Origin of the sequence: Streptomyces sp. NPDC058295, assembly GCF_042880655.1 — a bacterium.
GTDB lineage: Bacteria > Actinomycetota > Actinomycetes > Streptomycetales > Streptomycetaceae > Streptomyces > Streptomyces coriariae.
Genome location: NZ_JBHVYO010000080.1, coordinates 1 through 26,591 on the forward strand (window position 1 = coordinate 1; position 26,591 = coordinate 26,591).

At 71.6% G+C, this 26,591-nt stretch carries 21 protein-coding genes; 9 read left to right on the plus strand and 12 right to left on the minus strand.

Annotated elements, in window-relative coordinates; translation table 11 throughout:
- Positions 1-94: 94 nt before the first annotated feature.
- Positions 95-622 (minus strand): MarR family winged helix-turn-helix transcriptional regulator, encoded by a 528-nt coding sequence (locus ACFVYS_RS41790; protein ID WP_389510859.1) that lies wholly within the window; start codon positions 620-622, stop codon positions 95-97.
- Between the two features lie 93 nt (positions 623-715).
- Here ACFVYS_RS41790 and ACFVYS_RS41795 point away from each other — a divergent pair, with 93 nt between their 5' ends.
- Positions 716-2,518 carry an ABC transporter ATP-binding protein gene (locus tag ACFVYS_RS41795; RefSeq protein WP_389510861.1) on the plus strand — a complete coding sequence of 601 codons (1,803 nt, stop codon included), beginning with the start codon at positions 716-718 and terminating at the stop codon, positions 2,516-2,518.
- 53 nt (positions 2,519-2,571) lie between these two features.
- Positions 2,572-3,456 carry an endolytic transglycosylase MltG gene (mltG, locus tag ACFVYS_RS41800; RefSeq protein WP_389510863.1) on the plus strand — a complete coding sequence of 295 codons (885 nt, stop codon included), beginning with the start codon at positions 2,572-2,574 and terminating at the stop codon, positions 3,454-3,456.
- A gap of 12 nt (positions 3,457-3,468) precedes the next feature.
- Here mltG and ACFVYS_RS41805 read toward each other — a convergent pair whose 3' ends face one another.
- On the minus strand, positions 3,469-4,545 hold the full coding sequence (locus ACFVYS_RS41805; protein WP_389510865.1) for an NAD(P)-binding domain-containing protein: 1,077 nt from the start codon (positions 4,543-4,545) through the stop codon (positions 3,469-3,471).
- 89 nt (positions 4,546-4,634) lie between these two features.
- Between ACFVYS_RS41805 and ACFVYS_RS41810 the strand changes: the two genes are divergently transcribed.
- The gene (locus tag ACFVYS_RS41810) at positions 4,635-5,057 is read left to right on the plus strand and encodes a YjbQ family protein (RefSeq protein ID WP_389510866.1); all 423 of its coding nucleotides are present in this window, start codon (positions 4,635-4,637) and stop codon (positions 5,055-5,057) included.
- Positions 5,058-5,219: 162 nt separating this feature from the next.
- Here ACFVYS_RS41810 and ACFVYS_RS41815 read toward each other — a convergent pair whose 3' ends face one another.
- Genes ACFVYS_RS41815 through ACFVYS_RS41830 form a run of 4 tightly spaced genes read right to left on the minus strand, consistent with a single transcriptional unit; the run spans position 5,220 to position 11,694 of the window.
- Positions 5,220-5,753: a hypothetical protein gene (locus tag ACFVYS_RS41815; protein WP_389510868.1), complete on the minus strand. Its 534-nt coding sequence runs from the start codon at positions 5,751-5,753 to the stop codon at positions 5,220-5,222.
- A 26-nt stretch (positions 5,754-5,779) separates the two neighbouring features.
- Entirely contained in the window at positions 5,780-6,994 is a 1,215-nt protein-coding gene (locus ACFVYS_RS41820) for a hypothetical protein (RefSeq protein WP_389510869.1), read from the minus strand.
- Positions 6,991-10,008, minus strand: a complete 3,018-nt coding sequence (locus tag ACFVYS_RS41825; protein ID WP_389510871.1) for a DEAD/DEAH box helicase — start codon at positions 10,006-10,008, stop codon at positions 6,991-6,993. Before ACFVYS_RS41825 ends, ACFVYS_RS41820 begins: the two co-directional genes overlap by 4 nt.
- A 9-nt stretch (positions 10,009-10,017) precedes the next feature.
- Positions 10,018-11,694 (minus strand): hypothetical protein, encoded by a 1,677-nt coding sequence (locus tag ACFVYS_RS41830; protein ID WP_389510873.1) that lies wholly within the window; start codon positions 11,692-11,694, stop codon positions 10,018-10,020.
- A 361-nt stretch (positions 11,695-12,055) separates the two neighbouring features.
- On the opposite strand from ACFVYS_RS41830, the gene ACFVYS_RS41835 reads away from it, so the two are divergent.
- From ACFVYS_RS41835 to ACFVYS_RS41855, 5 genes are all read left to right on the plus strand, one after another.
- Positions 12,056-13,708 carry a serine/threonine-protein kinase gene (locus tag ACFVYS_RS41835; RefSeq protein WP_389510875.1) on the plus strand — a complete coding sequence of 551 codons (1,653 nt, stop codon included), beginning with the start codon at positions 12,056-12,058 and terminating at the stop codon, positions 13,706-13,708.
- 214 nt (positions 13,709-13,922) lie between these two features.
- Positions 13,923-16,853, plus strand: a complete 2,931-nt coding sequence (locus tag ACFVYS_RS41840) for a SpoIIE family protein phosphatase (protein WP_389510876.1) — start codon at positions 13,923-13,925, stop codon at positions 16,851-16,853.
- 143 nt (positions 16,854-16,996) lie between these two features.
- Entirely contained in the window at positions 16,997-18,544 is a 1,548-nt protein-coding gene (locus tag ACFVYS_RS41845; RefSeq protein WP_389510878.1) for a sugar ABC transporter ATP-binding protein, read from the plus strand.
- Positions 18,541-19,650 (plus strand): ABC transporter permease, encoded by a 1,110-nt coding sequence (locus ACFVYS_RS41850; protein ID WP_389510879.1) that lies wholly within the window; start codon positions 18,541-18,543, stop codon positions 19,648-19,650. The genes ACFVYS_RS41845 and ACFVYS_RS41850 overlap by 4 nt, the downstream gene beginning before the upstream one ends.
- An 83-nt stretch (positions 19,651-19,733) precedes the next feature.
- On the plus strand, positions 19,734-20,897 hold the full coding sequence (locus ACFVYS_RS41855; RefSeq protein WP_389510881.1) for a substrate-binding domain-containing protein: 1,164 nt from the start codon (positions 19,734-19,736) through the stop codon (positions 20,895-20,897).
- Positions 20,898-20,947: 50 nt separating this feature from the next.
- Here ACFVYS_RS41855 and ACFVYS_RS41860 read toward each other — a convergent pair whose 3' ends face one another.
- The 5 genes from ACFVYS_RS41860 to ACFVYS_RS41880 all read right to left on the minus strand — a co-directional run bounded on the left by ACFVYS_RS41860 (position 20,948) and on the right by ACFVYS_RS41880 (position 24,817).
- Positions 20,948-21,364: a universal stress protein gene (locus tag ACFVYS_RS41860; protein WP_389510883.1), complete on the minus strand. Its 417-nt coding sequence runs from the start codon at positions 21,362-21,364 to the stop codon at positions 20,948-20,950.
- A 1-nt stretch (position 21,365) separates the two neighbouring features.
- Complete coding sequence (locus ACFVYS_RS41865) at positions 21,366-22,868, minus strand: APC family permease (RefSeq protein WP_389510885.1); 1,503 nt, start codon at positions 22,866-22,868, stop codon at positions 21,366-21,368.
- A gap of 188 nt (positions 22,869-23,056) precedes the next feature.
- Entirely contained in the window at positions 23,057-23,272 is a 216-nt protein-coding gene (locus ACFVYS_RS41870) for a DUF4177 domain-containing protein (RefSeq protein WP_389510887.1), read from the minus strand.
- Between the two features lie 96 nt (positions 23,273-23,368).
- Positions 23,369-24,109 carry a class I SAM-dependent DNA methyltransferase gene (locus ACFVYS_RS41875; RefSeq protein ID WP_389510889.1) on the minus strand — a complete coding sequence of 247 codons (741 nt, stop codon included), beginning with the start codon at positions 24,107-24,109 and terminating at the stop codon, positions 23,369-23,371.
- A gap of 60 nt (positions 24,110-24,169) precedes the next feature.
- Positions 24,170-24,817: a response regulator transcription factor gene (locus tag ACFVYS_RS41880; RefSeq protein WP_389510891.1), complete on the minus strand. Its 648-nt coding sequence runs from the start codon at positions 24,815-24,817 to the stop codon at positions 24,170-24,172.
- 367 nt (positions 24,818-25,184) lie between these two features.
- Here ACFVYS_RS41880 and ACFVYS_RS41885 point away from each other — a divergent pair, with 367 nt between their 5' ends.
- Entirely contained in the window at positions 25,185-26,126 is a 942-nt protein-coding gene (locus tag ACFVYS_RS41885; protein WP_389510893.1) for a hypothetical protein, read from the plus strand.
- Between the two features lie 101 nt (positions 26,127-26,227).
- On the opposite strand, the gene ACFVYS_RS41890 is transcribed toward ACFVYS_RS41885, so the two are convergent.
- Positions 26,228-26,591 (minus strand): helix-turn-helix transcriptional regulator (locus ACFVYS_RS41890; protein WP_389510895.1); only part of this gene is annotated, 364 nt, incomplete at its 5' end.

Sequence of the window (26,591 nt, forward strand, 5' to 3'; positions counted from 1 at the left end):
TCACCCGGCTCCCCGCACCGCCCCCAGCACGACGCGGCGGGTGCCCCCGCCGGCCGTAGTACGGAGGGGCGGCCACGGCCCGTTCTCACGGCGTTCAGCAGTCGCGTCCCCGCCCCCGTCCTTGCCCTCGCCCCTGGCCATGTCCGTCTCCGTGTCCATGTCCGTGGTCATGCTTCGGTCCCCGTTCCGGGTTCCCGTCCACCAGCGCGTCCAGCAACCCGCTCAGCACCTGGCGTTCGAGGTCCGTCAGCGGATCGAGGATCTCCTCCGCGGCGGACATCCGGGCCCCCCGCAACTGCCGCAGGGCCTTACGGCCGTCCTCCGTGAGCTCGATCCGGATCACCCGCCGGTTGGTGGGGTCCGGCACCCGCCGCACCTTGCCGTTCCCCTCCAGCCCGTCGACCAGGGTCGTGATGGCCCGGGGCACCACCTCGAGCCGCTCGGCGAGGTCGGCCATGCGCGGCGGCGAGTCGCAGTGCGCCAGCGTGCGCAACAACCGCGCCTGGGCGGGGGTGACGCCGAGCCCGCTCCGCTCCAGATGGTGCTTCTGGATGCGGTGCACCCGGCGCGTGAGCCGCAGCAGCTGTTCCGCGAGCAGACTGTCGGAATCGGGGGTGGTCATACGGGAACAATATCAGGATGCCGTTCATTGTGAGTATAGGTAACAATGAGCTATGCTCCGTCAGTCCTCATCGTCTCACCCTCCGTAGGAGCCATGCCCCGCGACCACATCGACTGGACCCCCTCGCCCGGCACCTCGACCGAACAGCCCCGGCAGGTGCGCCGCATCCTCACCCTCTTCAAGCCCTACCGTGCCCGGCTCGCGGTCGTCGGCCTGCTGGTCGCCGCCGCCTCGCTGGTCGCCGTGGCCACCCCGTTCCTGCTGAAGGAGACGCTGGACGTCGCCATTCCCCAGGGGCGCACCGGCCTGCTGAGCCTCCTCGCCCTCGGTATGATCCTCAGCGCCGTGCTGGGCGGTGTCTTCGGCGTCCTTCAGACCCTGATCTCCACGACCGTCGGCCAGCGCGTCATGCACGACCTGCGGACGGCCGTCTACGACCGCCTCCAGCGGATGTCCCTCGCCTTCTTCACGCGCACGCGTACCGGCGAGGTCCAGTCCCGCATCGCCAACGACATCGGCGGCATGCAGGCCACCGTCACCTCCACCGCCACCTCCCTGGTCTCCAACTTCACCAGCGTGGTCGCCACCATCATCGCGATGGTCGCCCTCGACTGGCGGCTGACCGTCGTCTCGCTGCTCCTGCTGCCCGTGTTCGTGTGGATCAGCCGTCGCGTCGGCAACGAACGCAAGAAGATCACCACCCAGCGGCAGAAGCAGATGGCCGCGATGGCCGCCACGGTCACCGAGTCGCTGTCGGTCAGCGGCATCCTCCTCGGCCGCACCATGGGCCGCTCCGACTCGCTCACGCGGTCCTTCGCCGACGAGTCCGAGCAGCTGGTCGACCTCGAGGTGCGGTCGAACATGGCCGGGCGCTGGCGCATGGCCGTGATCGGGATCGTGATGTCCGCCATGCCGGCGGTCATCTACTGGACCGCGGGCCTGACCCTCAAGGTCGGCGGCCCCGATGTCTCGCTCGGCACGATCGTCGCCTTCGTCTCGCTCCAGCAGGGCCTGTTCCGTCCGGCCGTCAGCCTCCTGTCGACCGGCGTGCAGATCCAGACCTCCCTCGCGCTCTTCCAACGCATCTTCGAGTACCTCGACCTGCCCATCGACATCACCGAGCAGGACGATCCGGTCCGTCTCGACCGGATCAAGGGCGAGGTCCGCTTCGAGGGCGTCTCCTTCCGCTACGACGACAGGGGCGGGCCCGTCCTCGACGGCATCGACATCGACGTCCCCGCCGGCGGCAGCCTCGCGGTGGTCGGCCCGACCGGCGCAGGCAAGTCCACGTTGGGCTATCTGGTGCCGCGCCTGTACGACGTGACGGGCGGCCGGGTCACCCTCGACGGCGTCGACGTCCGTGACCTCGACTTCGACACCCTCGCGCGGGCGGTCGGCGTCGTCTCGCAGGAGACGTACCTCTTCCACGCCACGGTCGCCGACAACCTGCGCTTCGCCAAGCCGGACGCCACCGACGAGGAACTGCACGCGGCGGCCCGGGCGGCGCAGATCCACGATCACATCGCCGCTCTGCCCGACGGCTACGACACGGTCGTCGGTGAGCGCGGCCACCGGTTCTCCGGTGGAGAGAAGCAGCGGCTGGCCATCGCTCGCACCATCCTGCGCGACCCGCCGGTGCTGATCCTCGACGAGGCGACCAGCGCCCTCGACACCCGCACGGAACGGGCCGTCCAGGACGCCATCGACGCGCTCTCGGCCAATCGCACCACGCTCACCATCGCCCATCGGCTGTCCACCATTCGGGGTGCCGACCAGATCGTGGTCCTCGACGCCGGCCAGGTGGCCGAACGGGGCACGCACGAGGAGCTGTTGGAGAGGGGCGGACGGTACGCGGCCCTGGTGCGACGGGACGCCCGTCTGGAGCCGACAAGATGAAAGTATGGCAAGTTATGCCAGGTTTGTGACGATATGAGGGTTACCGTGCCCGCATGCAGATGAACACTCCGCCACGGAGCACGATTCGACTGACGCGCCGGGGCCGTCTCGTCCTCATCGCGACCGGAGCCGTCGTGGCCGGCACCGCCGTGGCGGTGCCGCTGCTGAGCCTGGAGAGCGCGAAGGAGAAGCCGAAGCCGGCGACCCTGGTCATCCCGGAGGGCTGGCGGGCGAGCCAGGTCTACGAGGCCGTCGACAAGGCGCTCGCCCTGCCGGCCGGTACCACCAGGAAGGTGTTGCCGAAGGCCGGGCTGAAACTGCCGAACAACGCCGAGGGCAACCCGGAGGGCTACCTCTTCCCGGCGACGTATCCGCTGGACAAGAAGGCGACGCCGCAGACGCTGCTCTCCTACATGGTCGACACCGCCAACAAGAAGTTCAACGCGGTGCCGACGGCGGCCGGCGCCCAGCGCAACGCCATGAACGTCTATCAGGCGGTCACCATCGCCAGCCTCGTGCAGGCCGAGGCCGCCACCCGGGCGGACATGGGCAAGGTGGCCCGGGTCGTGTTCAACCGCCTGGAGCGCGGGATGCCGTTGCAGATGGACTCCACCATCAACTACGCGCTGAACCGCTTCACGCTGAGGACGACGGAGACCGACACCCGTGTCGAGAGCCCCTACAACTCCTACCAGCGCATGGGCCTGCCGCCGACGCCGATCGACAACCCCGGCGAGGAGGCGATGCGCGCGGCCATCAGCCCCACCCCGGGCGACTGGCTGTACTTCGTCACGGTCAAGCCGGGCGACACGCGCTTCACGGCGAGCTACGCGGAACACCAGCGCAACGTCGCCGAGTTCAACCGGAACCAGCAGAGCCCGGCGAACCCGCATCCGCGCGGGCCGAGCCCGAAGAGCCAGTCGGCGGCGGCCGGGTGACATGGCGGGGCATCAGGCGGCGACCGGATCCTCCGCGAGGAGCCGCCGGATGTCCCGTACGGCCGCGCGGCCGGCCCGGTTGGCACCGATGGTGCTGGCCGACGGCCCGTAGCCGACGAGATGGACGCGGGGATCGGCGAGGGCACGCGTGCCCTCGACCCGGATCCCACCGCCCGGCTCACGCAGCCGCAGCGGCGCGAGATGGTCGATGGCGGCCCGGAACCCGGTCGCCCACAGGATGACATCGGCGGCGACCCGCCGCCCGTCGTCCCACTCCACGCCGTCCGCGGTGATCCGGTCGAACATGGGCAGCCGGTCGAGCACCCCGTCGGCGAGCCCCTGCCGTATCGCGTCGTTCAGCGGCAGCCCCGTCACGGACACCACGCTCTTCGGCGGCAGCCCCTGCCGCACCCGCTCCTCCACGAGCGCGACGGCGGCGCGGCCCGCGCCCTCGTCGAAGGGCCCCTCGCGGAAGACGGGGGGCCGCCGCGTCACCCACGTGGTCTCCGCCGCGTACGGCGCGATCTCCAGCAGGTGCTGGGTGCCGGACGCGCCGCCGCCCACCACGACCACCCGCAGCCCGGCGAACGCCTCGGGGCCCGGATACCGCGCGGTGTGCAACTGCCGGCCACGGAAGGTCTCCTGGCCGGGGTAGCGCGGCCAGAACGGCCGGTCCCAGGTGCCGGTGGCGTTGATCAGGGCCCGCGTGGACCACGTACCGTCGGAGGTCTCGACGACCAGCCGCCCGCCGGTGCCCTCACGCACCGCCCGTACGTCGACCGGGCGCCGTACGCGCAGGTCGAAGGCGCGCTCGTAGGCGTCGAAGTACTCGGCGACGACCTCGGACGACGGTCGGGCGGGATCCGCGCCGGTCAGCTCCATGCCGGGCAGCGCGTGCATCCCGTGCACCTTGCCGTACGTCAGCGAGGGCCACCTGAACTGCCAGGCACCGCCGGCGGCCGGGGCGTGGTCGAGCACCACGAAGTCGCGTTCCGGCTCGAAACCGGTCCGCCTCAGGTGATACGCGGCGGCCAGACCCGCCTGGCCGGCGCCTATGACGACCACCTCGACCTCACGCAAGCTGTTCACGCCTCAACCAACAGAAGGGTCGGCGTGGATCTTCCCGGTTCGGCTGTGAGATCGGACGCGGTACCCGGCGTATGGGTCAGGATGGGGGCATGTCAGATGCGTTCACCACCCGAGTTCTGCACATCTCCTCAGGCTCCCGGGAGAGGGTCGTCGACCTGACCGGGGACTGCGAGGCCTTCCTGCGCGAGGTGGCCGCCGGACGTGGCGGCCTGCTGAACGTCTTCGTCCCGCACGCCACGGCCGGGATCGCGATCATCGAGACGGGCGCCGGAAGCGACGACGACCTCCTGGCCGCGCTGCACACCGTCCTCCCCGCCGACGACCGCTGGCAGCACCGGCACGGCAGCCCCGGCCATGGCCGCGACCACGTCCTCCCGGCCTTCGTCCCGCCCCACGCGACCCTGCCGGTCGTGGACGGACGACTGGAACTGGGCACCTGGCAGTCGGTGTGCCTGGTGGATACGAACAAGGACAACCCCGACCGCCAGGTGCGGCTGAGCTTCTTCGGCTGAGGCCTGTGACGGGACTGCCCTGTCGAAATCCGGCCGCTCCGAATGCGCCTCGGCCCGTACGTGATCAGTCCTCCGAGCGTCGTGTGCGGGGGGCGCGTTCGGGGCGCGTTCGGGGCGCGGAAAGCGAACCCACGGCCTCTTCCAAGACCCGATCCGCCCAGGTCACCGGCTCCGGGTCCGGAAGGCACCGCTGTCGATGAGGCGCTGTACGTAGGGCGGCCAGTCCCGCTCCAGAGTCTGGCTGATGCCGTCGTGTACATCGCGCCGCACTTGCGGACTGACGTGCTCGACGTCGCCGTCCGGGTAGTACAGCCGCAGGCCCTGGCGGCTGGCATCGCACAGGATGGCGTGTGCCTTGTGCGAGAGCGTGAGGAACAGCTGAGGGACGGGCGTCCCCAGGAGTTCGTCGACGACCTGGTCGTAGTCGATGTTGAAGTCCGCCCAGGTCCGTCCCTGCGCGTCGAGCCACAGGGTGATGTCGGAGAAGAAGACGGCCTTCCCCGGCCCCTCGTTCGCATCGCCGGCCAGCGCGGCCGCGAGATCGAGCGCGGTACCGGCGCCTCGGCTGACGAGGGAGCGGGGAATCATCGACGGAGCGATGACGGCCGCGCACTCCCCCCAACCGTCGCGTGCCTCTGTCGGCCAGGGCAGACCCAGAACGAGCCATCCGGCCGGAGACAGTAGTGAGGCGCTCATCGTGCTTTTCCCCCTTGTAGTGGTGATCACTGTTGGTCCTTCTCCAGCCGGGCCAATTGGGCATCGAGGCCGCTGAGGCCGGCTTTCCTGGCGCCGCCGCGGAGCCGGGACAGGTCGGGGACCTCCAGGCGCAGCTGGCGGGCCAGGCGAGCGATGAGTTCCTCCACCTCCTGCCGGGTGACCTGCCGTCGAGACCCGAGGCGCTGGTCCAGGCGGTCCAGCAGGGCGTACTTGCGCCGGCTGTCGTCCGGGCACCACAAGCGGTAGAAGCCGCTGCCTGCCATGCGGTAGGTGCCGATGCGGGACACCGGGAGCCCGTTCTCGCCGAAGGCGGTGGCGGGCAGAGAGACCGACCAGATGCCGTCGTCGTCCTGCTCCGGAGCGACCGCGTCGAGGTCCTGCTCGCGGAGCCACCTACGGGCGGCCCGCAGGACCCGATCGTCCGTCTCCTCGGCCGTGGTCTCATTGTCGAGGGCGCTGATCAACTCTGGCGTACGGGTGCACAGCTCGCTGAGCTCCGCGTCAGGTGCGGAGCCCGCCTCCGCCTGGCCGTAGACCAGGAGCCCCGTCCGGCCGCGCACCAGATAGACCGGCAGGAAGACGAGCTCCTCGCTCAGGCTCTCCAGCTCGTCGAGGGCGACAGGCAGATTGAACCGGCCCCGGTCGGTGCGGCTCGTGAGGCGGTCGAGGGCCGCGCGGTCGAAGCCGGAGGTCACGTGGATCGGGGTGAAGCGGGGGTATCGGTCGCTCCGCAGTGCCCTGTCCAGGTCGTCGCCGGACAGCAGGGTCACGACCTCTTCGTCGTAGTGGACCCGCGTCAGCGGGGTGCAGGTGAGCGCTTCGAAGTACAGCCTGCGGCGGTCTTGACGGGTGATCACATAGCGGACGTCGGCGTCCACGGAGCGCTGCCCCAGCGGTGTCAGAGAGAGACGACCCGCGGACTCCCGCAGATGGCCGATCGCCATCAGGACGCGCACGGCCTGAGCGACCAGGGCACGGTCCAGGGCGAAGAACGCGGAGAGTTCGTCGATGGTGTGCAAGGCGCCGTGGCGCAGACCGCGCCCCAGGAAGCGGTCGATGAGGAAGAAGTCCTCGCCCTCGGTGATGTCGGCGCGGATCTCCACCTGCCACACGGGCAGCAGCAGGGCGTGGAGCCGGGTGGGCACGATGCCCTGGCCGAAGGCGGCATCCTCCAGGACCCGTTCCTCGGGGAAGGGCATCAGGCGCGGTGCTGTCGTCACGGTCGGCCTCCTTCCGGGGGCAGGCCGGCGTCTTCGCCCAGGTTCGGGGCGGCTTCGTCGAACGCCACGTCGAGCGCCGCCATGACGTCCCGGTAGCTCCGCAGGTCACCGCGGTCGAGCAGATGCCGGTGAAGATCGTCGGCCAGAGCGCGGAACCCGGGGTCGTCCGCGCGGAGCAGGGTGTGCAGGTCGCCCGTCAGCACCAGCTGGCTCTTGGCGCGGGTGAAGGCGACGTTGGCGCGCCGCAGCTCTTTGAGGAAGCCGATCCGGCCCTCGGGGTTGCTGCGCGTGAAGCCGTACAGGACGACCTCGCGCTCTCCGCCCTGGTAGGAGTCGACGCTGCCGACCGAGGCTTCGGCGAGCTGTGAGTCGCCGATCAAGGGGGTGAGATGCCGCACGACCTCCAGGCGCTGCGCAAGGTAGGGGACGATCACCACCCACTCGGAACCCCGTCGGTGATAGAAGGCGGCGAGGCGGGCCAGGAGGCGCGCCTCACAGGTGTTGAAGACGCCCTTGAGGCCTCGGCTCTCGGCACGCCGTCCACCCGTCTCGCCACGTTCGCCTTCAGGCAGCGCGGCGGTGTCGATGAAGGCCATCGGGCTCGCGAACAGCGGGTCGGTGTGCCGGTGTTCCTTCTCCGTGAGCAGTTCTCCCCGGTAGAAGGAGGCCGAGATGAAGTCGGCGATCTCGGCGGGCATCCGGCGCTGCCGGGTCAGCTGGACGATGTGGGAGGAGGGCAGCCCGGCACGCAGCAGCTCCAAGGCGCTCTGTGACGTCAATCGGCGCAGTCGGGGGTCGCCGATGCCCTGGGCCCAGTCGGCCACCTCGGAGTCGAGGAAAGGCGGCAGTTGCCGGTCGTCGCCGACCAGGACACCGCGGCGGACCCGGGTCAACGGCACCAGCGCGTCCGGGACGCCGATCTGGCCGGCCTCGTCGAGGATCCCCAAGTCGAAGTCGACTCCGGACAGTTCGGCACGCGAAGCGGCACCGATACAGGTGGTGCCGACCACCTGGGCGTAGCGGACGAGTTCGGGCACCAGCTGGCCCGGGTCCTGGGCGATGGCGGCCTGCCATTGCCGGGTGAGTTTCCGGCGCTCCAGGACGAGCGGCAGCCACGCCTCCAACTGCCGGTGCAGGGCGTGCAGGGCAGCGGTCGCATCGGCCGTGTCCGACAGCCGCGTGGGCACCGACACCCCCGGCACGACCGCGCCGAGCGCGCTGACCGCCATGTCGGCAGCCTCATAGGCGGACTGAACGACCTTGCCGAGCTGACGCTCCGCTGCCTGACGGGCAGCCAGGGTCGCGCTGACGACGGGGTCCTCCCGGACCGAGCGGTCCACCTCGGCGCCGGCCGCTTCCGCCTGTCGGCGCAGCTCAGGGGCCCGCTCCGCGAGCCGCTGTATCTCGAGCCGTATCGCGGTGAGTTCCTCTTCCCGGCGGCGGGCCCTGGAACGATGCAACCATCCGGTCAGCCAAGCGTCGGAACGCTGCCGCTCGGACTGCAACCTCGACTGGAGCCGAGCCGCCTGCTCGGTGAGTCCCAGCCGCGCTGACTCCCTTTCGTTCTCCTCGCGTTGGAGCGCCGCCAGCCGCTCCCGGGCCGGTGCTCCGGCCGCTTGGATCGCGTTTTCGAGACACAGGGCCGCGGCCTTCTCGTGCTGGGCGAGGTCGTCGACCTGGTGGAGCAGGGCGGCGAGTTCCGCCGTCCACGGCGCGGCGGCCTCCGCCTCCCGGTAGGCCTGCTCGCGCAGGACCATGGTGTGCCGGATCCCCTCGGCGAGGTTTTCCGACTGCTCCTCCAGGAGCAGCGGCTTCACATCGGCGTGGACCTTGCTCTCATCTCCGACCCGAATCACCACGAGATCCCGTGGCAGGCGGGCGAGCACGTTGTCCACGGCGCGATGGGTGTGGGAGGTCACGAGGACCCGGCCGCCGTCGACGGCCGCCGTGATCGCGGCGGTGTGGGCGATCTCGGTGATGGTTCGGGTCTTGCCGGTACCGGGCGGGCCGAGCACCACGAGGAGGTCCTCCGTGGCCAACGCCTTGCGGAATGCGACGAGTTGTTCGGGGTCGAGGTCCTCGTGCGGCCGGGCGGCCGCGGCCGGGACGGTACGCACCTGGTGCTCGACCAGAGCCGGCAGCAGGCCCGGGTTCCGCGTGTCCTGCGCGCGCAGACCCGCCACCGCCTGCCGCTGCTTGTTGAAGACCACCGTGCTCGGTATGAGTTCCAGGGCGCCGCGGGCGGGCAGCCGATCCCACGACACGGGCTCGTCGAAGCGGACGGTGACGGAATGCCCCGAGGCACGCTTCACCTTGCCACGTGTCTCCGTGTCCCCCTGGATCCGGACGAGAGCGCCCATCGGCGGCAACTCAGGTCTGACGAGCTGGAATTCGTAGGCGGCCTGCGGAGTGCTGATGCGGCGCTTGCCGCCGGTGGCCGTCAGGCGCTGATACGGGAAGGGCGCGGCGCTGCGGTCCGCCCTGGTGGTGATCTCCTCGCTCGCATCGATCAGCCGGTCCACGGTGTCGAGGAACTCCGATTGGGCTTCGCTGACGGAGGAGGCCCCGCGCTGCCGCGTTTGCGCGTGGCCGAGACTCTGCCAGGCCTGTTCCAGGGTCTGCCACTGGGCGTCCGAGCCCTCGGGCACCGCCCACAGCTCGAGAACCATCGTCCAGGCGGGCGGGTGCACCAGGAGACAGGACCGGGCGAGGCGAGCGCGGTCGGCGAGGCGCAGCGGGTCGATGTGCTTGACGATGTAGCCCGTGCCTCGTTTCGTCGCCTCGAGGCGCAGCCGGTACGTACGCGTGTGCACCAGCAAGGACGGCTTGTATCGGCTGTTACCCGGGTCGAGGCGAACGGCGGCGCCATGGAGCTGGTTCAGATCGTGGACGATCTGTGGGACGCCGGACGGCAGGCCGGCGCTGGATTCGGCCTTGGTGCGGAGCTGCTCATCCAGTGCGATTCCCGGGACGAGCACCAGCGGGGCGCGTAAGGCGACGGTGGTGACGGACATCGGTGATCCTCAGCGCTGGGGTGGTGCCGGGACGGCGGACAGTTCGCGGGCAGCGGCGAGCAAGGCGTGGCGGAGGGTACGGACGCCTGGGCGCCCGGCCGGGTCCTGCCGCAGCGCACCAGCGACCGCGTCGGCCAGGCCGTCCGGTACGGAAGCGGAAGCGCGGTAGGTGGGCAGCCCGGGAACGGGTGGTCGGCCGGTCAGTGAACGGTGCAGCAGTGCGCCCAACTGGTAGACGTCGGTGGCGGGTCCGGGGCGGTCCGCGGAGCCGTGTCGCTGCTCGGGGGCCTGATAGGGCCCGGCGTTCTCGCCCCGGCGTGGTGGCACGGTGGCGAGCCCGAAGTCACGCAGCATCATGCGCGGCCGGTGCATGACGATCGCGGTCGGCCGGAGCGCCCGGTGCGAGAACCCCTTGCTGTGCAGCCCGTCGAGGACTTCGGCCACTTCGGTGAGCCCCTTCACGATCGACCGCAGCCGCAGCGGGTCGGGCCGCGAGGGGGGCTCCGGCAGTAGTTCGTGCAGGGTCTGCAGGGGGCGGCCGAGCTTCGGGTCAGCGGGCCAGGTCAGGGCAAGGGTGGCGGTGTTCCCGCGGTGAGTCAGTTGTACGACGCCCGGGCCGCGGAAGTCGCGGCACAACCTGGCCTCCTGTTCGAGCGCGGCCAAGGGGTCGAAGGCCGAGCCGGGCAGGGGCCGTTCCCACTCGACCTGGCGCAGCCAGACGTAGGAGCCCCGGGAGTCCCGGTCGGACGCCACGCGTGCCACTGCCTGACGCCGTACCACGTCACCGTCGCGCGACTCGTGGAGCAGGTCTTCGGGACCTTCGTACAGCAGGTACTCCTGATCCTCGACCTTGAGGACGGGCCGGGCGTTCCAGGTCGCGGGGCCGGAGTGGCGGTCGGGTCCGGACACCACGACGACCGCTGACCGCTCGGGCTGCTCCTGGGAGGGCCGCCCCGCGGGCCGTAGGTCGCGCAGTACCCGCAGTGCGAAGGCGGCGGCGTGCCGCGAGGCCGTCCTCTGGGAGCCCGCGGCGTCGGACGCGGCCTTGCCCGGGTCGGCGAAGTCGCTGATGCCGCGCACGGAGAGCATCCGCACCGAGCGGTGCATCCTGGCGGCGTGGGCGACGCCGTGGCTCTCCATGTCGACGGCCACCGCGTCGTTGTAGTGGCTGCGGATCCGGCGGGCGGTCTCGGAGTCACGGGAGCCGATCAGCACATCGCCCGAGGCGATCGGTTCGAAGTGGACCTGGGGCAGCGCGGCGGGCCGTTGTTCCGCCAGCAGGAAGGTCCACGGCTTGTTGCGGCGAGCGGAGCGGACCAACTGGTCGATGTCGTAGGCCGATTCCCAGGCGTCAGGCCGAGCGCTGAACCCGTCCTCGCTCTCGCGGCCGCCGTGATAGCCGTAGATCTTTCTCGCCACGACGACATCGCCGAGGTGAACATCGTCTTTGAGAGCACCGGCGATTCCGACGAAGAACACCGCCTCGGCGTCGAAGTACTCGATCGCGGACTGTGTGACGAGTGCGGCACGGGTGTTGGTGGGCCCCGTCTCGGCCAGTGCCACCTGCCAGTCGAGGCCGTCTGCCCGGCCGACATCGAGGAGGGTGCCCAGCGGTAACTCGACCTCGCGGACGTCCTTCAGGTGCCGGCGTACCGCCTCGTACTCCACCTGTAACGCAGTGAGCACGACCACGGTGGGCCGTCGACTCCTCCCGCCCCCCAACGGAACCCCTCACCTTCACGGGACCTGCGATTCGCTCCCCCCACGGCTCCCGTCGGTGAATCCGCCCGGCACCTGATGTGGGGTGAAGGTTCACCTTAGCCCGGATGCCGCGGGGCCTATTCGGTGCCCGGTCAACTCCGTGGACACCGACAAGGACAACCCCGACCGCCAGATGCGCTGACCTTCCTGGGGTGATGTGTCCGGCTCCGGAGAGATGACTTCGGTTCGCACAGGGCATCGAGGGCCGCGGTCTCCGCTGGGCTAGAGTCTCGCCTCATCCTCGGTCGGATGTGCTGCCCGGGACTGTGCGCTGGGGGTACGGCACGTGGGGGTCGAACGAATGGAACTGCCCGGCTACGAGATCCAGGAGGTCCTGGGCCAGGGTGGGTTCGCCACGGTGTACCGGGCCAGGCAGTTGGCCGTGGGCAGGGAGGTCGCGCTGAAGGTGGACAGCAGGACGCTGTCCACACCGCGCGACCGGCAGCGTTTCCTGCGTGAGGTCACCGCGGCCGGGCAGCTGTCCGGGCATCCGCATGTGGTGCCGGTGTATGACGCCGGGGTGCTCGCCGACGACCGCCCTTACATGGTCCTGGAGTTGTGCCCCGGCGGCTCGCTCGGCGACCGGCTGCGCCGGCAGGGACGCCTGCCGCTCGAGGAAGCGCGCGAGATCGGCGTGGGCCTCGCGGACGCGGTGGCGGCCGCCCACGCGGCCGGGGTGCTGCACCGCGACATCAAGCCCGGCAATGTCATGGTCAACCGGTACGGCGGTGTGGCCCTCACCGACTTCGGGCTGGCGGCCATGCCCCGGCCGGGGCGGGAACTGTCCGTGACGCGGGAGGCGCTGACGCCCGCGTACGCGCCGCCCGAGGCCTTCCACATGGCGGAACCCACCCCGGCCGGTGATGTGTACTCCCTGGCCGCCACCGTCTACGCCCTGCTGCGGGGCTGTCCGCCGCACCACCCGGACGACGGGACCCAGCTCAGCCTCGCCGAACTGATCGTGCGGCACACCTGGCCGTACCCGGACCTGCCCGGAGTGCCGGCGGCCCTCAACTCGGTGCTTCGGCACGCCGTGGCCTCGGACCCGGCGCAACGACTGTCCGACGCGGGCGCGTTCCGGGACGCTCTCGCCGCCGTCGATCTCGACGATCCGCACACCGTCGACGCGGGAGGTGCCGGCGGTTTCGGAGCGGTACTCGGCACCACCACCGCTTGGTCGTACCGGGATGCGTCGCCTTCGTCCACACAGCCGCGGGATGCGGCTCTTCCGTACGGGGGCGCCCCTCCGCCGCCGTCCGTCCGTGACGCGGGCCGGACTGCCGCGGCCGTCGGGCCGGGCGGCGACGGCGACGGCGGGCGGAAGGGGTCGCGGCGCCCCCGGCTGATCGCCGTACTGGCTGCCGTGGCCGTCTCGGTGAGCGTGTCGGTCACCGTGGTGACGTATCAGAACGGCCGGCAGGACCGCGGGGGCGAGGGCTCTCCCTCGACAGCCTCGTCGTCCTCCTCCGCCGCTGTCGCAGCCGAGGGCAAGGATGCATCCGGCTTCGCGGGGGTGGCGACCACGACGGCGAACTGCCCCGCGACGGGCGTCGACGGCGTGGGCGGCCGATGTGTGGCGACCCCCGAGTGCTGGAGCGGTATCACGGATGTCTCGGGCATCATCACCGTCAGTCGCGCGGACTGCCGGACCAGGCATGTGTGGGAGACCTTCGCCATCGCCCCGCTGCCGGAGGACGGCATGACGAACAACGCGCGGGATCTCATCAAGCATCCCGACGTGAAGGCGCTCTGTTCGCAGCAGGTGATGGCCGAGTCCATGGTCCGTGGTGGCCGTGAGGTCGCGGACGAGTGGAACGTCGACATCCTCCCGCCGACGGCGGCGGAGTGGGACAAGGGGGTGCGTGTCCTCCGCTGCGTGGCCGCCGCGGTCACGCAGGACGGGGAGAAGACCGGGAGCCAGTTCGCCGTGCAGGGCTGAGCGGAGGCGGATGCCTGCGGGTCGCCGGGCCCGGCCGGCCGCGGTCCCGGAACCGTGTGGCCCCGGATCGGGTGCGTGCGGGCCGCGGCCCGCCGGGTCACCGCACCCGTGAGGGATCTCGCGAACCGTGACTAGTGCCCCTGATGCCCGTATCCTCACCAATATCGGATTGTTTTGTTGAAATGAGACTAATCGGGCGCAGGTGAGGCTAAGCGTGGTCCGGTCCGGTGGGGAACCGAGGTCGGCGGGACGTGCCGCAGACGGCACGGGGCCCGTCCGCTCCCGCGAGCGGTTTCTGCAGGGTGAGCCGGTGGAACAGGGCGTGCGCACGTCGATCCTGGACTCGTGGCAGCGCTGCCAGACCCTCGGCCTCTCGCCGGACCAGTCCGATCTTCCCTTCCTGGAGGATTTCGATCCGGACGGCCGGATCGTGCGCGCCGCCGTGCCGGTGCTCGACCGGCTGCAGGCCAGGTTCTCCGGCAGCGAGATCAACATCTCCGTAGCCGACGCGCACGGGACGGTCCTCCTGCGCCGTTTCGGCGAGGCGTCGCTGGCCAGGAAACTCCCGGCGATCCAGAGAGTCCCGGGGTTCGTGTTCGCCGAGCGGGTCGCCGGTACCAACGGCATCGGGCTCGCCCTGGCCGAGCGGCAGCTCATCCGGGTCTACGGTGCCGAGCACTTCGCGGAGCGCTCCCAGGCGAGCGCCTGCGTCGCGCTTCCCGTCCGCGACCCGCTCAGCGGGCGCATCGAGGGGGTCCTGTGCTTCGGCTATCCGCGCGGCGCCGAGAACCCGGCACTGCGCGCCGTGATACGCAAAGCGGCGCGGGCCATGGAACGGCGGCTGCTGGGGCAGAGTTCCGCGCGCGAGCGGGCCCTGCTGCGGGCGTACCTGGCCACCGGAGCCGAAGCGGCCGTCGGCCTTCACCGCGGTATCGCGGTGGGCGAACTGGCTCCCGAGCTGAGCTCCCGTGACCGGGCGGCCCTCATGGAGAAGGCCGCCGAGCTGATCTCCCGCGCGCAGCGGGCCGCCGTCGACGTGCCCCTGCCCGACGGCCGGCGGATCACGCTCGTGAGCCGACCCATGACCAGCACCTGCGGGGTGGAGGGCATCGCGGTCGAGGCCGTCCTCCCGTACTCCTCGCCGCAAGCGCACCTGGTCATCCCGCGCCAGGTGGACGAGGTGCCGCATCTCCCCGCCGAGCTCGCCGTCGTCTCCGCCGGTCCACCGGCCGCGCGGCTCTCCGGCACCCCGCCGACCGGACGCCGTCCCGACGCGGCGCCCGGCCGACTCACCGCGGGCAGCAAGGGCGTCACGGCCGACGGGGCCGGGAGCGCCGACGGGGCCGGGAGCGCCGACGGGGCCGGGAGCGCCGACGGTGCCGGCAGTGCCGACGCCGTCGACGGTGCCACGGGCGATCGCCCCGTGCCGTCGTCCTCGGGCAGGCGGCTCGTGCTGGTGGGGGAGCCGTTCGTGGGGGCGTACGCCCTCGCCGCGCGCCGCCGCCTGGAGCTGCTGTCCGAGGCCAGCGGCCGCATAGGCGCCACCCTGGACGTGCGCCGTACCGCCGAAGAGCTCGCCGAGACCGCGGTCCCGCGACTGGCCGACTTCGTCACCGTCGACCTGTCCGAGGCCGTACTGCGTGGCGAGGAAGCCACCGACCCTCTGGACGACCTACGCCGTACGGTGGTCCACGGCATCCGCGACGGCCTTCCCTTCACCCCGGCGGGCAAGCGGACGGACTTCGGCCCGACCGCGTCCCAGCTGCGGTGCCTGGCGGGCGGGCAGGCGGTGCTGGAACCGGACCTGGAGGCCGCCGCGGGCCGGCTCGCCCAGGACCCCGAGCACACCGAACGGCTGCCGGCGGACGTTCACTCCCTCATCGTCGTCCCGCTCGTCGCCCGCGGTGTCGTCCTGGGCATCGCCAGCTTCTACCGCGCCGAGGATCCCGCCCCCTTCGGGGACGACGACCGCTCGCTGGCCCAGGAACTCGCCACCCGCGCCGCCCTGTCCATCGACAACGCCCGGCGGTACACGCACGAACGCGCCATGGTCCTGGCCCTGCAGCGGCGGCTGCTCCCGCACGGTCTGCCCGATCAGGACGCCGTCGAGGTCGCCCATCGCTATCTGCCCGCCGAAGCCGATGTGAGCGGGGACTGGTACGACGTCATCCCCCTCTCCGGCACCCGGGTCGGCCTCATCGTCGGCGACGTCGTCGGGCACGGCATGCTGTCCGCCGCCACGATGGGCCGGCTGCGCACCGCCGCACGCAGCTTCGCCGAACTCGACCTTCCCCCGGACGAGGTCCTCACCCACCTCGACAACCTCGTGGGACGCCTGGACCGGGAGGACCCCGACGGCGAGGGGGTCGGCATCATCGGCGCGACCTGCCTGTACGCCATCTACGACCCGACCTCGCAGCGGTGCGTGCTGGCTCGGGCCGGCCACCCGCCGCCGGCGCTGGTCCGCCCCGACGGCGAGGTGTCGTACGCCGACCTGCCGGCCGGGCCGCCACTCGGCCTCGGGGGGCTGCCCTTCGACGCGGTCGAGATCGACCTTCCCGAGGGCAGCCAGCTGGTCCTCTACACCGACGGACTCATCGAGGACCGGCACCGCGACGTCGACGCCGTCCTCGACGAGCTGCGCGGGACTCTCGCCCACGCGGAGCGCACCCCCGAGGAGACCTGCCAGGCGATCCTGGACACGGTGGCGCCCGCCCACCCGTGCGACGACATCGCCCTGCTCGTCGCCCGCACCCACGCCCTGGACCCCGGTCGGATCGCCACCTGGGAGCTGCCCGCCGACCCGGCCTTCGTCGGTGAGGTGCGCGCGTCCGCCCTCGGGCGACTGGCCGACTGGGGACTCGACGAGGCCGCGTTCGCCGCGGAACTGATACTGAGCGAGCTGGTCACCAACGCCATCCGCCACGGCGCCGGGCCCATCAGGGTGCGGCTGCTGCACGACCGCACCCTGATCTGCGAGGTCTCCGACTCCAGCAACACCGCCCCGCATCTGCGCCGGGCGGCCAGCACCGACGAGGGCGGGCGTGGTCTGTTCCTCGTCGCGCAGCTGTCGCGAGCCTGGGGTACGCGCTACCTCCCGCAGGGCAAGGTCATCTGGGCCGAATGCGGGCTCGACGCGGCGTGAGCACGAAGCCCGGCGCTTCGGGAGCGGCTCGCTGACCCGTTGGAGTCACGGCGAGCCGAATTGTCTGAAATGATGCGATTTACTCGGATAGTATGCCGGTGAACGTCGGGAAGAAATCGCCAGGCCGACCCCCGGAGATGTCCGTGCACGACGCTCCCGACACGTCCGCCGCGGCGGCTGCGCCCTTCGACGCGGAACCCCTGGTCCGGATCCGCGGGCTCGGCAAGCGGTTCGGCGGGACCCTCGCGCTGACCGGGGTCGACCTCGACGTCCACGCCGGCAGCGTCCTCGCCCTCCTCGGGCCCAACGGGGCCGGAAAGTCCACGCTCATCAAGGTGCTGGCCGGCGTCCACCACGCCGACGCGGGGCGGATCACGGTGGACGGCCACCCGCTCGGGAGCCGGGCGGCCTCCCGCGGCATGTCGTTCATCCACCAGGACCTGGGTCTCGTGGAGTGGATGACGGTCGCCGAGAACATCGCCCTGAGCACCGGATATCCGCGCCGTGCCGGACTGATCTCCTGGCGGCGGACCCGCGAGCGCTGCGTGGACGCCCTGCGTCTGGTCGCCGGACATCTCGACCCTGACGCACCGGCCGCCCGGCTCGCCCCGGCCGAGCGTTCGCTGGTCGCGATCGCCAGGGCCCTGGCGGCACACGCGAAGCTCATCGTCCTCGACGAGCCGACCGCCCGCCTCCCCGCCGCGGACTGTGCCCGGCTGTTCCGCGTCCTGCACACCCTGCGCGACCGGGGGCACGCCATCCTCTACGTCAGCCACCGCCTGGACGAGGTGTACGAAGTCGCCGACACCTTCGCCGTACTGCGTGACGGCCGCCTCGTCAGCCACGGCTCGCTGGCGGGCCACAGCCCCGCCCGGCTGGTGCACGACATCGTCGGCGAGGACCTGACGGACCACCACCCCTCGAAGGCACCGGCCGACGGGGCGGCCGTCCTGACCCTCGACGGCGTGAGGACCGCCGGCACCGGGCCGGTCAGCCTGGAAGTGAGGGCCGGGGAAGCCCTGGGCCTGGTCGGCCTCTCGGGCGCCGGCCACAGGGACCTGGGCCGGGCCCTCGCGGGCTCCCGGCCCCTGCTCGGCGGGCGGGCCCTTCTCGACGGCCGGCCGTACCGGCCCCGCACGGTGGCCGACGCCGTCGCAACAGGCGTCGGCTTCGTGCCCGGCGACAGACTGCGGGAGAGCTGCCTCGCCGAGCTGACCGTGCGGGAGAACCTCCTGGCCAATCCCCGCGCGGGAGGCCTGTCGGCGCTGCGCTGGATCACACCTCGGCGCGAACGCGCCGAAGCCGCCACCCTGATCGAACGGTTCTCGGTACGCCCCCGGGACAGCGAAGCCCCCATCGCCGTCCTGTCCGGCGGAAACCAGCAGAAAGTCATGATCGGCCGGTGGCTCCGGGTGGGCCTGCGCCTGCTGATCCTCGAGGAGCCGACCGCGAGCGTGGACGTCGGCGCCAAGGCCGCGCTCCACCGCCTGCTCGACGAAGCGCTGGCCGGCGGCCTCGCGGTCCTGCTCATCTCCACCGACTTCGAGGAGGTGGCGGGCGTGTGCCGGCGCACCCTGGTCTTCGTCCGCGGGTCCGTGACGGCCGAGCTGAGCGGTGCGGCCCTCACGGTCGCCGGGCTCACCCGGGCGGCTTCGGCCGTGCCCTCCGCAGAGGCCGGGACGAACCCGTGACCGCCCCGCCCTCCCCCTCCTCGCCCCGGCCACGACCGCGCCGGCCGGGGCGACTGCGCGGCCCAGGGCACCTGATCGGCGCTTACGGCCTCCTGGCCCTCACCGGCCTGCTCGTCCTGATCTTCTCCCTCGCCCTGCCGCGCACCTTCCCCACGCTGGACACCGTCGACTCGATCCTGTCCAACCAGTCGATCCCGGCCGTCCTCGCGCTCGCCGCCATGGTCCCCATCGTGACCGGCGCGTTCGACCTCTCCATCGGCTACGGCCTCGGCCTGGCGCACGTCACGGTGCTGCAACTCGTCGTCCACGAGCGGTGGCCCTGGCCGCTCGCCTGCCTCGTGGTGATCGTCGGAGGGGCGGTCGTGGGCGTCCTCAACGGCGTCATCGTCGTGTTCGGCCGGATCGACTCCTTCATCGCCACCCTCGGGACCGGCAGCATGATGTACGCCGTGACCGGCTGGATCACCGACGGCGGCCGGATCGTCCCCGGTCCCCAAGGCCTCCCGGCCGCCTTCACGGACCTCTACGACTCCACGTTCCTCGGCCTTCCCGTCCCCGCCTTCTACGTGCTCGCCCTCGCGGTCGTCCTGTGGACGGTGCTGGAGCGACTGCCGCTCGGGCGGTACCTGTACGTCGTCGGCTCGAACCCGCGCGCGGCCGACCTCGTCGGCATCCCGACCCGCAGGTACACCGTCTACGCGTTCACCGCCTCGGGGCTGGTCGTCGGCTTCGCCGGTGTGCTGCTCGCGGCCCAGCAGCAGATCGGCAATCCGAGCGTCGGCCTCGACTACCTGCTGCCCGCCTTCGTCGGCGCCCTCCTCGGCTCCACGGCGATCAAACCCGGCCGCCCCAACGCCATCGGCACCCTGGTCGCCGTCGCCGTCCTCGCCGTCGGCCTCACCGGCATCGGCCAGCTGGGCGCCGACTTCTGGACGGTCCCGCTGTTCTACGGCGGCACCCTGCTCCTCGCCGTCGGCCTGGCCGGCTACGCGGCCCGCCGCCGCATGCGCACCGGCGCCTTCGCGGGCCGCGATTCGCCCGCCCTGCCCCCTCGGCCGCCGCCGGCTTCGACGCCCGACGACGGCACCGCGGGCACCGCTTCCTGACCACGCCGCGGGCACCCTCTCCGCGCCCCCCAGCCGCGCCCCCCAGCCGCGTCCTCCCGCTCGTTCCCACGTGAGGAGCTCCCGTGTACGGCAGCCGCAAAGCGCCCCCTGGCGCCCTCGATGCCCGGCTCGCGGCCTGCGCCCTGCTGGCAATGGCGACCCTGCTGGCCGGCTGCGAACGCGGCTCGTCGGACAGCCCGCGGGAATCCACCGACGGCCCCGGCGGCTGCCCCGCCGTCCAGGCCGGGGCCAAGGCAGCCGTCGCACGGGCGGAGGAAACCGACATCCCCTGGAACGGGCCGACCAGCGGCCCCACGGCGGTGGCCGGCAGGACCATCGTCTACGTCGCCCAGACCATGACCAATCCCGGAGTCGCCGGCGCCGCGAACGGGGTGCGACAAGCCGCGCAGGTCATCGGATGGGACGTGCGGGTGATCGACGGCGGAGGCACCCCCAGCGGTATCCAGGCGGCCATGAGCGAGGCCGTGGCCCTCAAGCCCTCGGGCATCGTCATCGGCGGGTTCGACCCCGACGCGACGTCGCGACAGGTCGCGCGGGCCGACGCGGCGGGCATCGCGCTCATCGGCTGGCACGCGGTCGCCGCTCCCGGCCCCAGTCGGCGGCCCGGGCTCTTCACCAACGTCACCACCGACGTCGAGGACGTGGCGGGGATCAGCGCACGGTGGATCATCTCGACCTCCAACGGCCGCGCGGGGGTCGTGCTCATCACCGATGCCTCGATTCCCTTCGCCAAGAACAAGTCCGAGCTGATCAGGAAGGAGCTCGCCACCTGTCCGGGTGTGCGGCTGCTCGCGTACGAGAACATCCCGATCCCGGACGCGAGCAGTCGCACCCCGCGCGAGATCGCCTCCCTCCTCTCCCGGTTCCGGAGCAGGTGGACCCATTCCGTCGCCATCAACGACCTGTACTTCGCCGACGCCGCCCCCGCCTTCCGGGCGGCCGGGGAGCGAGGCTCCGGCCCGCCCTTCAACATCGGCGCCGGCGACGGCGATCCCTCCGCCTTCCAGCGCATCAACAGCGGGCAGTACCAGGCCGCCACCGTGCCCGAGCCGCTGTCCCTGCAGGGCTGGCAGATCGTCGACGAGTTCAACCGCTCCTTCTCCGGCCGTCCCGCCAGCGGGTATGTGGCCCCCGTCCACATCTCCACGGCCGACAACAGCGCCGGTGCCACCACCTGGGACCCGTCGGGCTACCGGGAGGCGTACCGGAGGATCTGGGGCAGGTGACACCCGGCTCGGGAACTCGGCCGGCCCGGGGTGACGGTGAGCGCGGCGGTCTACTGCTCGGTCGGGACGCAGAGCACCGGGATGGTCGACAGGTGCAGGAGTTTGTGCGGGGTCGAGCCCAACAGCGCCCCGCGCATCGGGCTCTCGCCCCAGCTGCCCACCACGATGAACCTCGCCCCGTGGCGTGACGCGGCGTCGATCAGCGCCTGCGCCGGTTTCTGGTCGATGATCTCGACGGTGGTGGGCACGCCCGCCGCCTCGGCCTGCGTGACGGCGTGTTCGAGCGCGACGCGTCCGGCCTCGCGCACAGCCGCGTGGTGGGCCCGGTACTCCTCGCCTCCCGGTCCCGGGGCCGCGGCGCCGTAGACCAGCACGAGCGGCTCGCGGAACGCGGCCGCCGTCTGGATCGCGATGCGCAGGGCGCGTACCGCGCCGGGGGATTCGTCGTATCCGAGGACAACCGCCATCTCAGGACTCCTTGCCGGGGACGCCGTGGACGAGATCGGGGTCGGCCACGCCCGCGCGTTCCGACCAGAAGGCGGGTGACTTCAGCCGCCACAGCACCATGAGCACCACTCCCGTGACGGCGATGCCGAGGCCGATGACGAGCGGGGGGCCGACACCGAGCCACGAGGTGCCGGTGTAGGAGTTCGCGGGGTCGGACATGTCGGAGACCGATTCCACGAGGAGCCATGTCAGCAGCCCGGCGCCGACGAGCGGGCCGAGGCCGATGAGCACGAAGTGGCGGAGGTTCTCGGTCAGATGGCGGCGGTAGTAGACGGCGCAGGCCACACCGGTGAGGGCGTAGTAGAAGGCGATCAGCAACGACAGCGCGGTGAGCGAGTCGAAGAGGGCGTTGGCGCTGATCTGGTTGACGACGAGGTACCAGGCGATGGCGATGCCGGCGACCCACCAGGTGCTCACGTCGGGCGTGCGGAACCGGGGGTGGATGCGGGCGAAGTGCGCGGGCAGCGCCTGACGGCGTGCCATGGACAGCGCCGTACGGGAGGCCGGGATGATCGTCGTCTGCGTCGACGCCAGCGCGGAGGTGGAGACCGCCAGCAGCACGACCCAGTCCCAGCCGCCCATCACCTGGCCGGCCAGCAGGGCGAAGATGAACTCCTCCTCGTCGGCGTTCTCGGCCAGGAAGGCCGGTCCGGCGTAGGCCACGACGGCGAAGCCGACCGAGACGTAGGTGACCAGCAGGATGACCGTCGACCAGACGCCCGCCTTGCCCGGCGCGGTGGCGGAGTCCTCGACCTCCTCGGTGAGATTGACCGCGGACTCCCAGCCCCAGTAGATGAACACGCCCAGCAGCAGGGCCCCGGTCAGCGTCGCGCCGCCGGCACCGAAGGGGTTGAGCCATCCGATCGCCGGTTCGACGGAATCGAAGGGGCTGGTGCCCGCGTAGACGCGGTAGAGCGCGACGACGACGAAGGCGAGCAGACAGACGACCTGGGCGAGGATGAGGACGTTCTGCACCTTGGCGGACACCTCGGTGCCGATGACGCACACGGCGGTCATCACGAGGATCAGCAGCACCGCGAGCAGTTGGCGCACGAAGTCGTTGTCGACCCAGCTGTCGAGGCCGAAGGCGAGCAGCGCGAAACTCACGGCGACGTCCGCCAGCGATCCGACGACCAGCACCCCGGTCATGGTGATGGCCCAACCGCCCAGCCACCCGGCCCATGGCCCCATGGCCCGGGTGACCCACGAGAAGGTGGTGCCGCAGTCCTGGTCGACCTTATTGAGGTAGTAGAACGCCGAGGCGATCAGAAGCATCGGCACGAACGAGGCGACCAGCACGCCGGGGGCGTAGATGCCCACGAGCGCCACGATCGGACCGATGACCGCCGCCAGTGAATACGCCGGCGAGGTGGCGTTGAGGCCGATGACGAGCGCGTCGACGAACCCGATCGCATTGGCCTTCAACCCGTCGGGTGGACGTGCGTCGGTGGTGCCGTTGGCCATGTTCCCTCGCTCCGGTTGCGCGTCAAGCCATACAACAGCCATACAACAGGGAGCTTTGCGACTTCAGTCGTCATTGACGGCATATCGGACGCGGGTGTCACCGACGGAACACCTGAGGCATCCGGAGGCGGGCCGGTGCCGCTCCACGGCCTTGCGCGGAGCGGCACCCGTGGGCAGGACCGCGGGGGTCAGCGGCGCGGACGCTCCAGCGTGAGGAGCAGGCCCTCGACCGCGCCGGGCCCGATCCGGCCCTTGACGTCGGCGGACGTGATCGCCTTGAGGGCCCAGCCGTCCTCGGCGTGCTTGTTGAGGACCTTCTCCAGCTTGTCGCTGTCCAGCGCGTCGCCGATCAGTGACTCGCGGAAGGTGTCGACCTTGTACTCGAGTGCGTAGGAACTGCTCATGACGGGACCTCCTGGGGATGGACCGGCTGCCGGAAACGGGGACAGCCAATCACCGGTCGACGTCGCCGCACGCGTCGGGGCGCGTTCGGCGGCGTGTCAGGCAGGCTTGCGCCACACGGAGATGTGCTTCGTGGAGTCCTGGGTGAACGGCGCGCCGTCCCAGTCCGCGACGCGCCGTTCCAGTCCGAGTCCCGCGATCCGTGCCATCAGGTCGAGCTCCGCGGGCCACGCGTACCGGTGCCGGGAGTCTCCGCGGCGGTAGGCGCCGTCTTCGGCGTCGCGGGTGAAGTGGTGCGAGACGAGGATCTGTTCGACCAGGTCGAAGGTGTCGAAGCCGAGATGCCGCTCGGAGACGTCGAACGGCACGGCGACCTGCCCGGGCGGCAGGAACCGCAGCGGCGGCACCCCCAGCTCGATGACGAAGCGGCCGCCGGGCGCCAGGTGCCGCGCCGCGTTACGGAAACACTCGACCTGCTCGTCCTGGGTGAGCAGGTTGGTGATGGTGTTGTAGACGAGGTACACCAGGGCGAACTCGCCGGGCACGACGGTCGTGGCCATGTCTCCGAGGACGACCGGGAGTCTGTCCTCGTCGATCTTGCGCCGCAGGACCGCCGCCATGTGCTCGGACAGTTCGACGCCCACCACGGGCACGCCGCGTTCCCGGAGCGGGACACCCACGCGTCCGGTTCCGATGGCGAACTCCAGCGCCCGGCCGTCACCGGCGAGTTCGGCGAGGAAGTCGAGAGTCGGTCCGAGGAAGGCGGCCGAGGACCTCTCGCCCTCCTCGGAGTCGTAGCGGTCGGCGGTCGCGCGGGTCCACAGTTCGCTGCTCGTCACAAGTGCCCACTGTGCCGGGTGCGGCGGCCCGCTGTCGACGAGATTTCCCGCGCCGGCAGCTCAGATCAGCCCGGCCCGGATGGCGTAGGAGACGGCGTGGGCGCGGTTGCGCGTCCGCAGCCGCTTCATCGCGCCGTAGAGGATGTAGCGCACGGTGCGTTCGGAATAGGAGAGTTCGCTCGCGATCTCGTCGCACTGCTTTCCCTCGGCGATGAGGCGCAGCACGTCCACCTCGCGAGCGTTCAGCCGGGGCTCGGCCCGGCCCCGGGAGGCGACGACGTGGTGTTCCGCCCGCTCGGGGTCGCCTGCCGGACGCCCGGGAGCGAGTCGGGAAGGGAGCGCGCTCTCCCCGCGTCCGGCCACCGCGCGCACCGATCGGGCGAAGACGTCCGGGCTGCAGAAGTCCCACCACACCACGGCGCGGACACCCCGCTTCCGAGCAGCCGACAGGTCGGCTCGCCACTTCCTGCCCACCACCACGAGGAAACGTGCGCCGGGCTTGTCGCACAGACGCGGGAGCAGGTCCAGGGCGGAGGCGTCCGCCACGTCCACGGCGACCACGATGGCGTCGGCCTCCCCGATCCTGTCCCGCGGCAGTTCGTGCAGACGCGGGTCCAGGGCGACGAAGCCGGCCAGTCCGGCACGGACCAAGGGGGCGGGCGCGTGGATCGCCACGCGCACGGTCTCGCCGAGTACTTGCCGAGGCATGCGCCCCCCCAGATCACACAGGTTTTCCACGAGTTCAGGAGGGCGATGCTGCCACCCGGCAGGACCGGACCTCCGCGTCTGGAGCCCGACGCCCGCCGACCGAGGGAAACCTGGCGCGAGCGGCCGGCCCGCTCTCCCTGTACGGAACGGCAAGGTTCGCGGTCGCGCCTTCCACCGGAAGCGGAGAAAGCACCACGATGGCGTGGGAAACGCGTTTCCACGTCTCCCACGGCTGCCGGTCGATCGGCGGCGGCATTTCCCCCGGGTGCCACCGGGCCCCTGGCGATGCGCCCGCGGAGCGCCGCGGGCGGCGTCGCCGCAGAGCCGGTGACCAGTTCTGGCAACTTCTAGTAACAAAGGTGGCCGCATGATCGCGTCCATTGTCCCGCCCGTGGTGCTCGTCCTGGTGTTGCTCGGGGCCGCCGTCGCATGGATCCTGCGCAGACGCGACTCCTTGCCCGGACAGGTCCGTACCGCGAGACCGAGTGCCCACCGCAGGGAACTCGAGACGGTCGCCCTGGGCCTGCGAGCCGTGGCCGAGGGGCGGGCGCACAGCTCACGACCGCTGCCCGAGGTGCACGCGGTCATCCACTCGGGTCAGCGGCTGACGTTGCTGCTCGCCGGTGCCGACGCCCCCGCGCCCGAGCCATGGACCGCGGACCTCTCGGGCAAGGAGTGGTGGGTGGAACCGAAGGACCTGACGAGTCCGGGAAACGGGGGTGCCGAGGCGGCGCATCCCTACTCCCTGACCGTCACCCTCGGCCGCCATCGCGGCGACAGGGTGCTCGCCGACCTCTCGCTGCTGTCGGGGGCGATAGCCCTGACAGGTGAGGACAACGATGTCCTGTCCCTGGCGCAGGCCCTCATCACCGAACTGATCGCGGGACCGGTCGGGTCGCTCGCCACAGTCGTCCTGGTGGGCTCGGCGGCCACCGCGTCGGTCACCGACGGGCTGGGCGCGAAGTCGGCCCGGCTGCGTACCGCGGCCACCCGGGACGAGGCCCTGGCCTGCCGGGACGGCGTGCCGACGGGTTCCGACCGGCGATCGTCGGGCCTTCAGACGCCGCAGCCGGACAGCACCGCCCTGGTGACCGCCTGGACACACGCCCGCCGCCTCTTCGTGGTGACCGCCGCCCGGTTCCGCGACGAGAACTGGCGGGACGCCGCGCTGCGCGGCACCGACGCGCTCCTGGTGCTCGGCTACATCGGCGACGACGCCGACTGGGACTTCCAGGTGCACGCCGACGGCTCCCTGGACACCGGCCGACTCGGCCTGCCCATCGACACCCACGCCGCCCGCCTCGTCTGACCCGCCCACCGGGGAACGGCCGTGCCCGGCGCGCGGCGTCCGCGACGTCAGGCGCCCGGCGCCGACACCCGGTCGGTGTGCCCCCGCCGGCGCATCGCACGTCAGCGCCGGCTCGGCGGCGTCCCGGGGCCGGGGGAGGGGAACGAACGCCCGGCCGCGCCGCGCACGCCGTCCGGCACCAGGTCACGGCGGGCGAGGCTGCCGTCCAGCCAGGCCGCCGCCAGCTCCACCCGGGAGCGGCAGCCGGTGCGCTGGAACAGCCGCGTCAGCCGCCGCTCCACGGTCTTCTCGCTCCACACGAGCCGCGCCGCGATCTGCCGGTTGGTCGCCCCGCGGCTGACCATCGTGGTCAGCTCGATGTCCTCCGCGCTCCACTCGTCCCTGGCCGGACGCACCCGCGGCAGGACGAGGGTCCGGCGCCGCGTCATATGGCCGAGCGACGTCCGGGTGGCGCGCAGGCGCTGG

Excerpts from the sequence above, each read along its gene's own strand:
- ACFVYS_RS41790 (WP_389510859.1), bottom strand. The coding sequence starts at position 622 with ATGACCACCCCCGATTCCGACAGTCTGCTCGCGGAACAGCTGCTGCGG.
- ACFVYS_RS41795 (WP_389510861.1), top strand. The coding sequence starts at position 716 with ATGCCCCGCGACCACATCGACTGGACCCCCTCGCCCGGCACCTCGACC.
- mltG (WP_389510863.1), top strand. The coding sequence starts at position 2,572 with ATGCAGATGAACACTCCGCCACGGAGCACGATTCGACTGACGCGCCGG.
- ACFVYS_RS41810 (WP_389510866.1), top strand. The coding sequence starts at position 4,635 with ATGTCAGATGCGTTCACCACCCGAGTTCTGCACATCTCCTCAGGCTCC.
- ACFVYS_RS41815 (WP_389510868.1), bottom strand. The coding sequence starts at position 5,753 with ATGAGCGCCTCACTACTGTCTCCGGCCGGATGGCTCGTTCTGGGTCTG.
- ACFVYS_RS41825 (WP_389510871.1), bottom strand. The coding sequence starts at position 10,008 with ATGTCCGTCACCACCGTCGCCTTACGCGCCCCGCTGGTGCTCGTCCCG.
- ACFVYS_RS41860 (WP_389510883.1), bottom strand. The coding sequence starts at position 21,364 with ATGGCGGTTGTCCTCGGATACGACGAATCCCCCGGCGCGGTACGCGCC.
- ACFVYS_RS41865 (WP_389510885.1), bottom strand. The coding sequence starts at position 22,868 with ATGGCCAACGGCACCACCGACGCACGTCCACCCGACGGGTTGAAGGCC.
- ACFVYS_RS41870 (WP_389510887.1), bottom strand. The coding sequence starts at position 23,272 with ATGAGCAGTTCCTACGCACTCGAGTACAAGGTCGACACCTTCCGCGAG.
- ACFVYS_RS41880 (WP_389510891.1), bottom strand. The coding sequence starts at position 24,817 with ATGCCTCGGCAAGTACTCGGCGAGACCGTGCGCGTGGCGATCCACGCG.
- ACFVYS_RS41885 (WP_389510893.1), top strand. The coding sequence starts at position 25,185 with ATGATCGCGTCCATTGTCCCGCCCGTGGTGCTCGTCCTGGTGTTGCTC.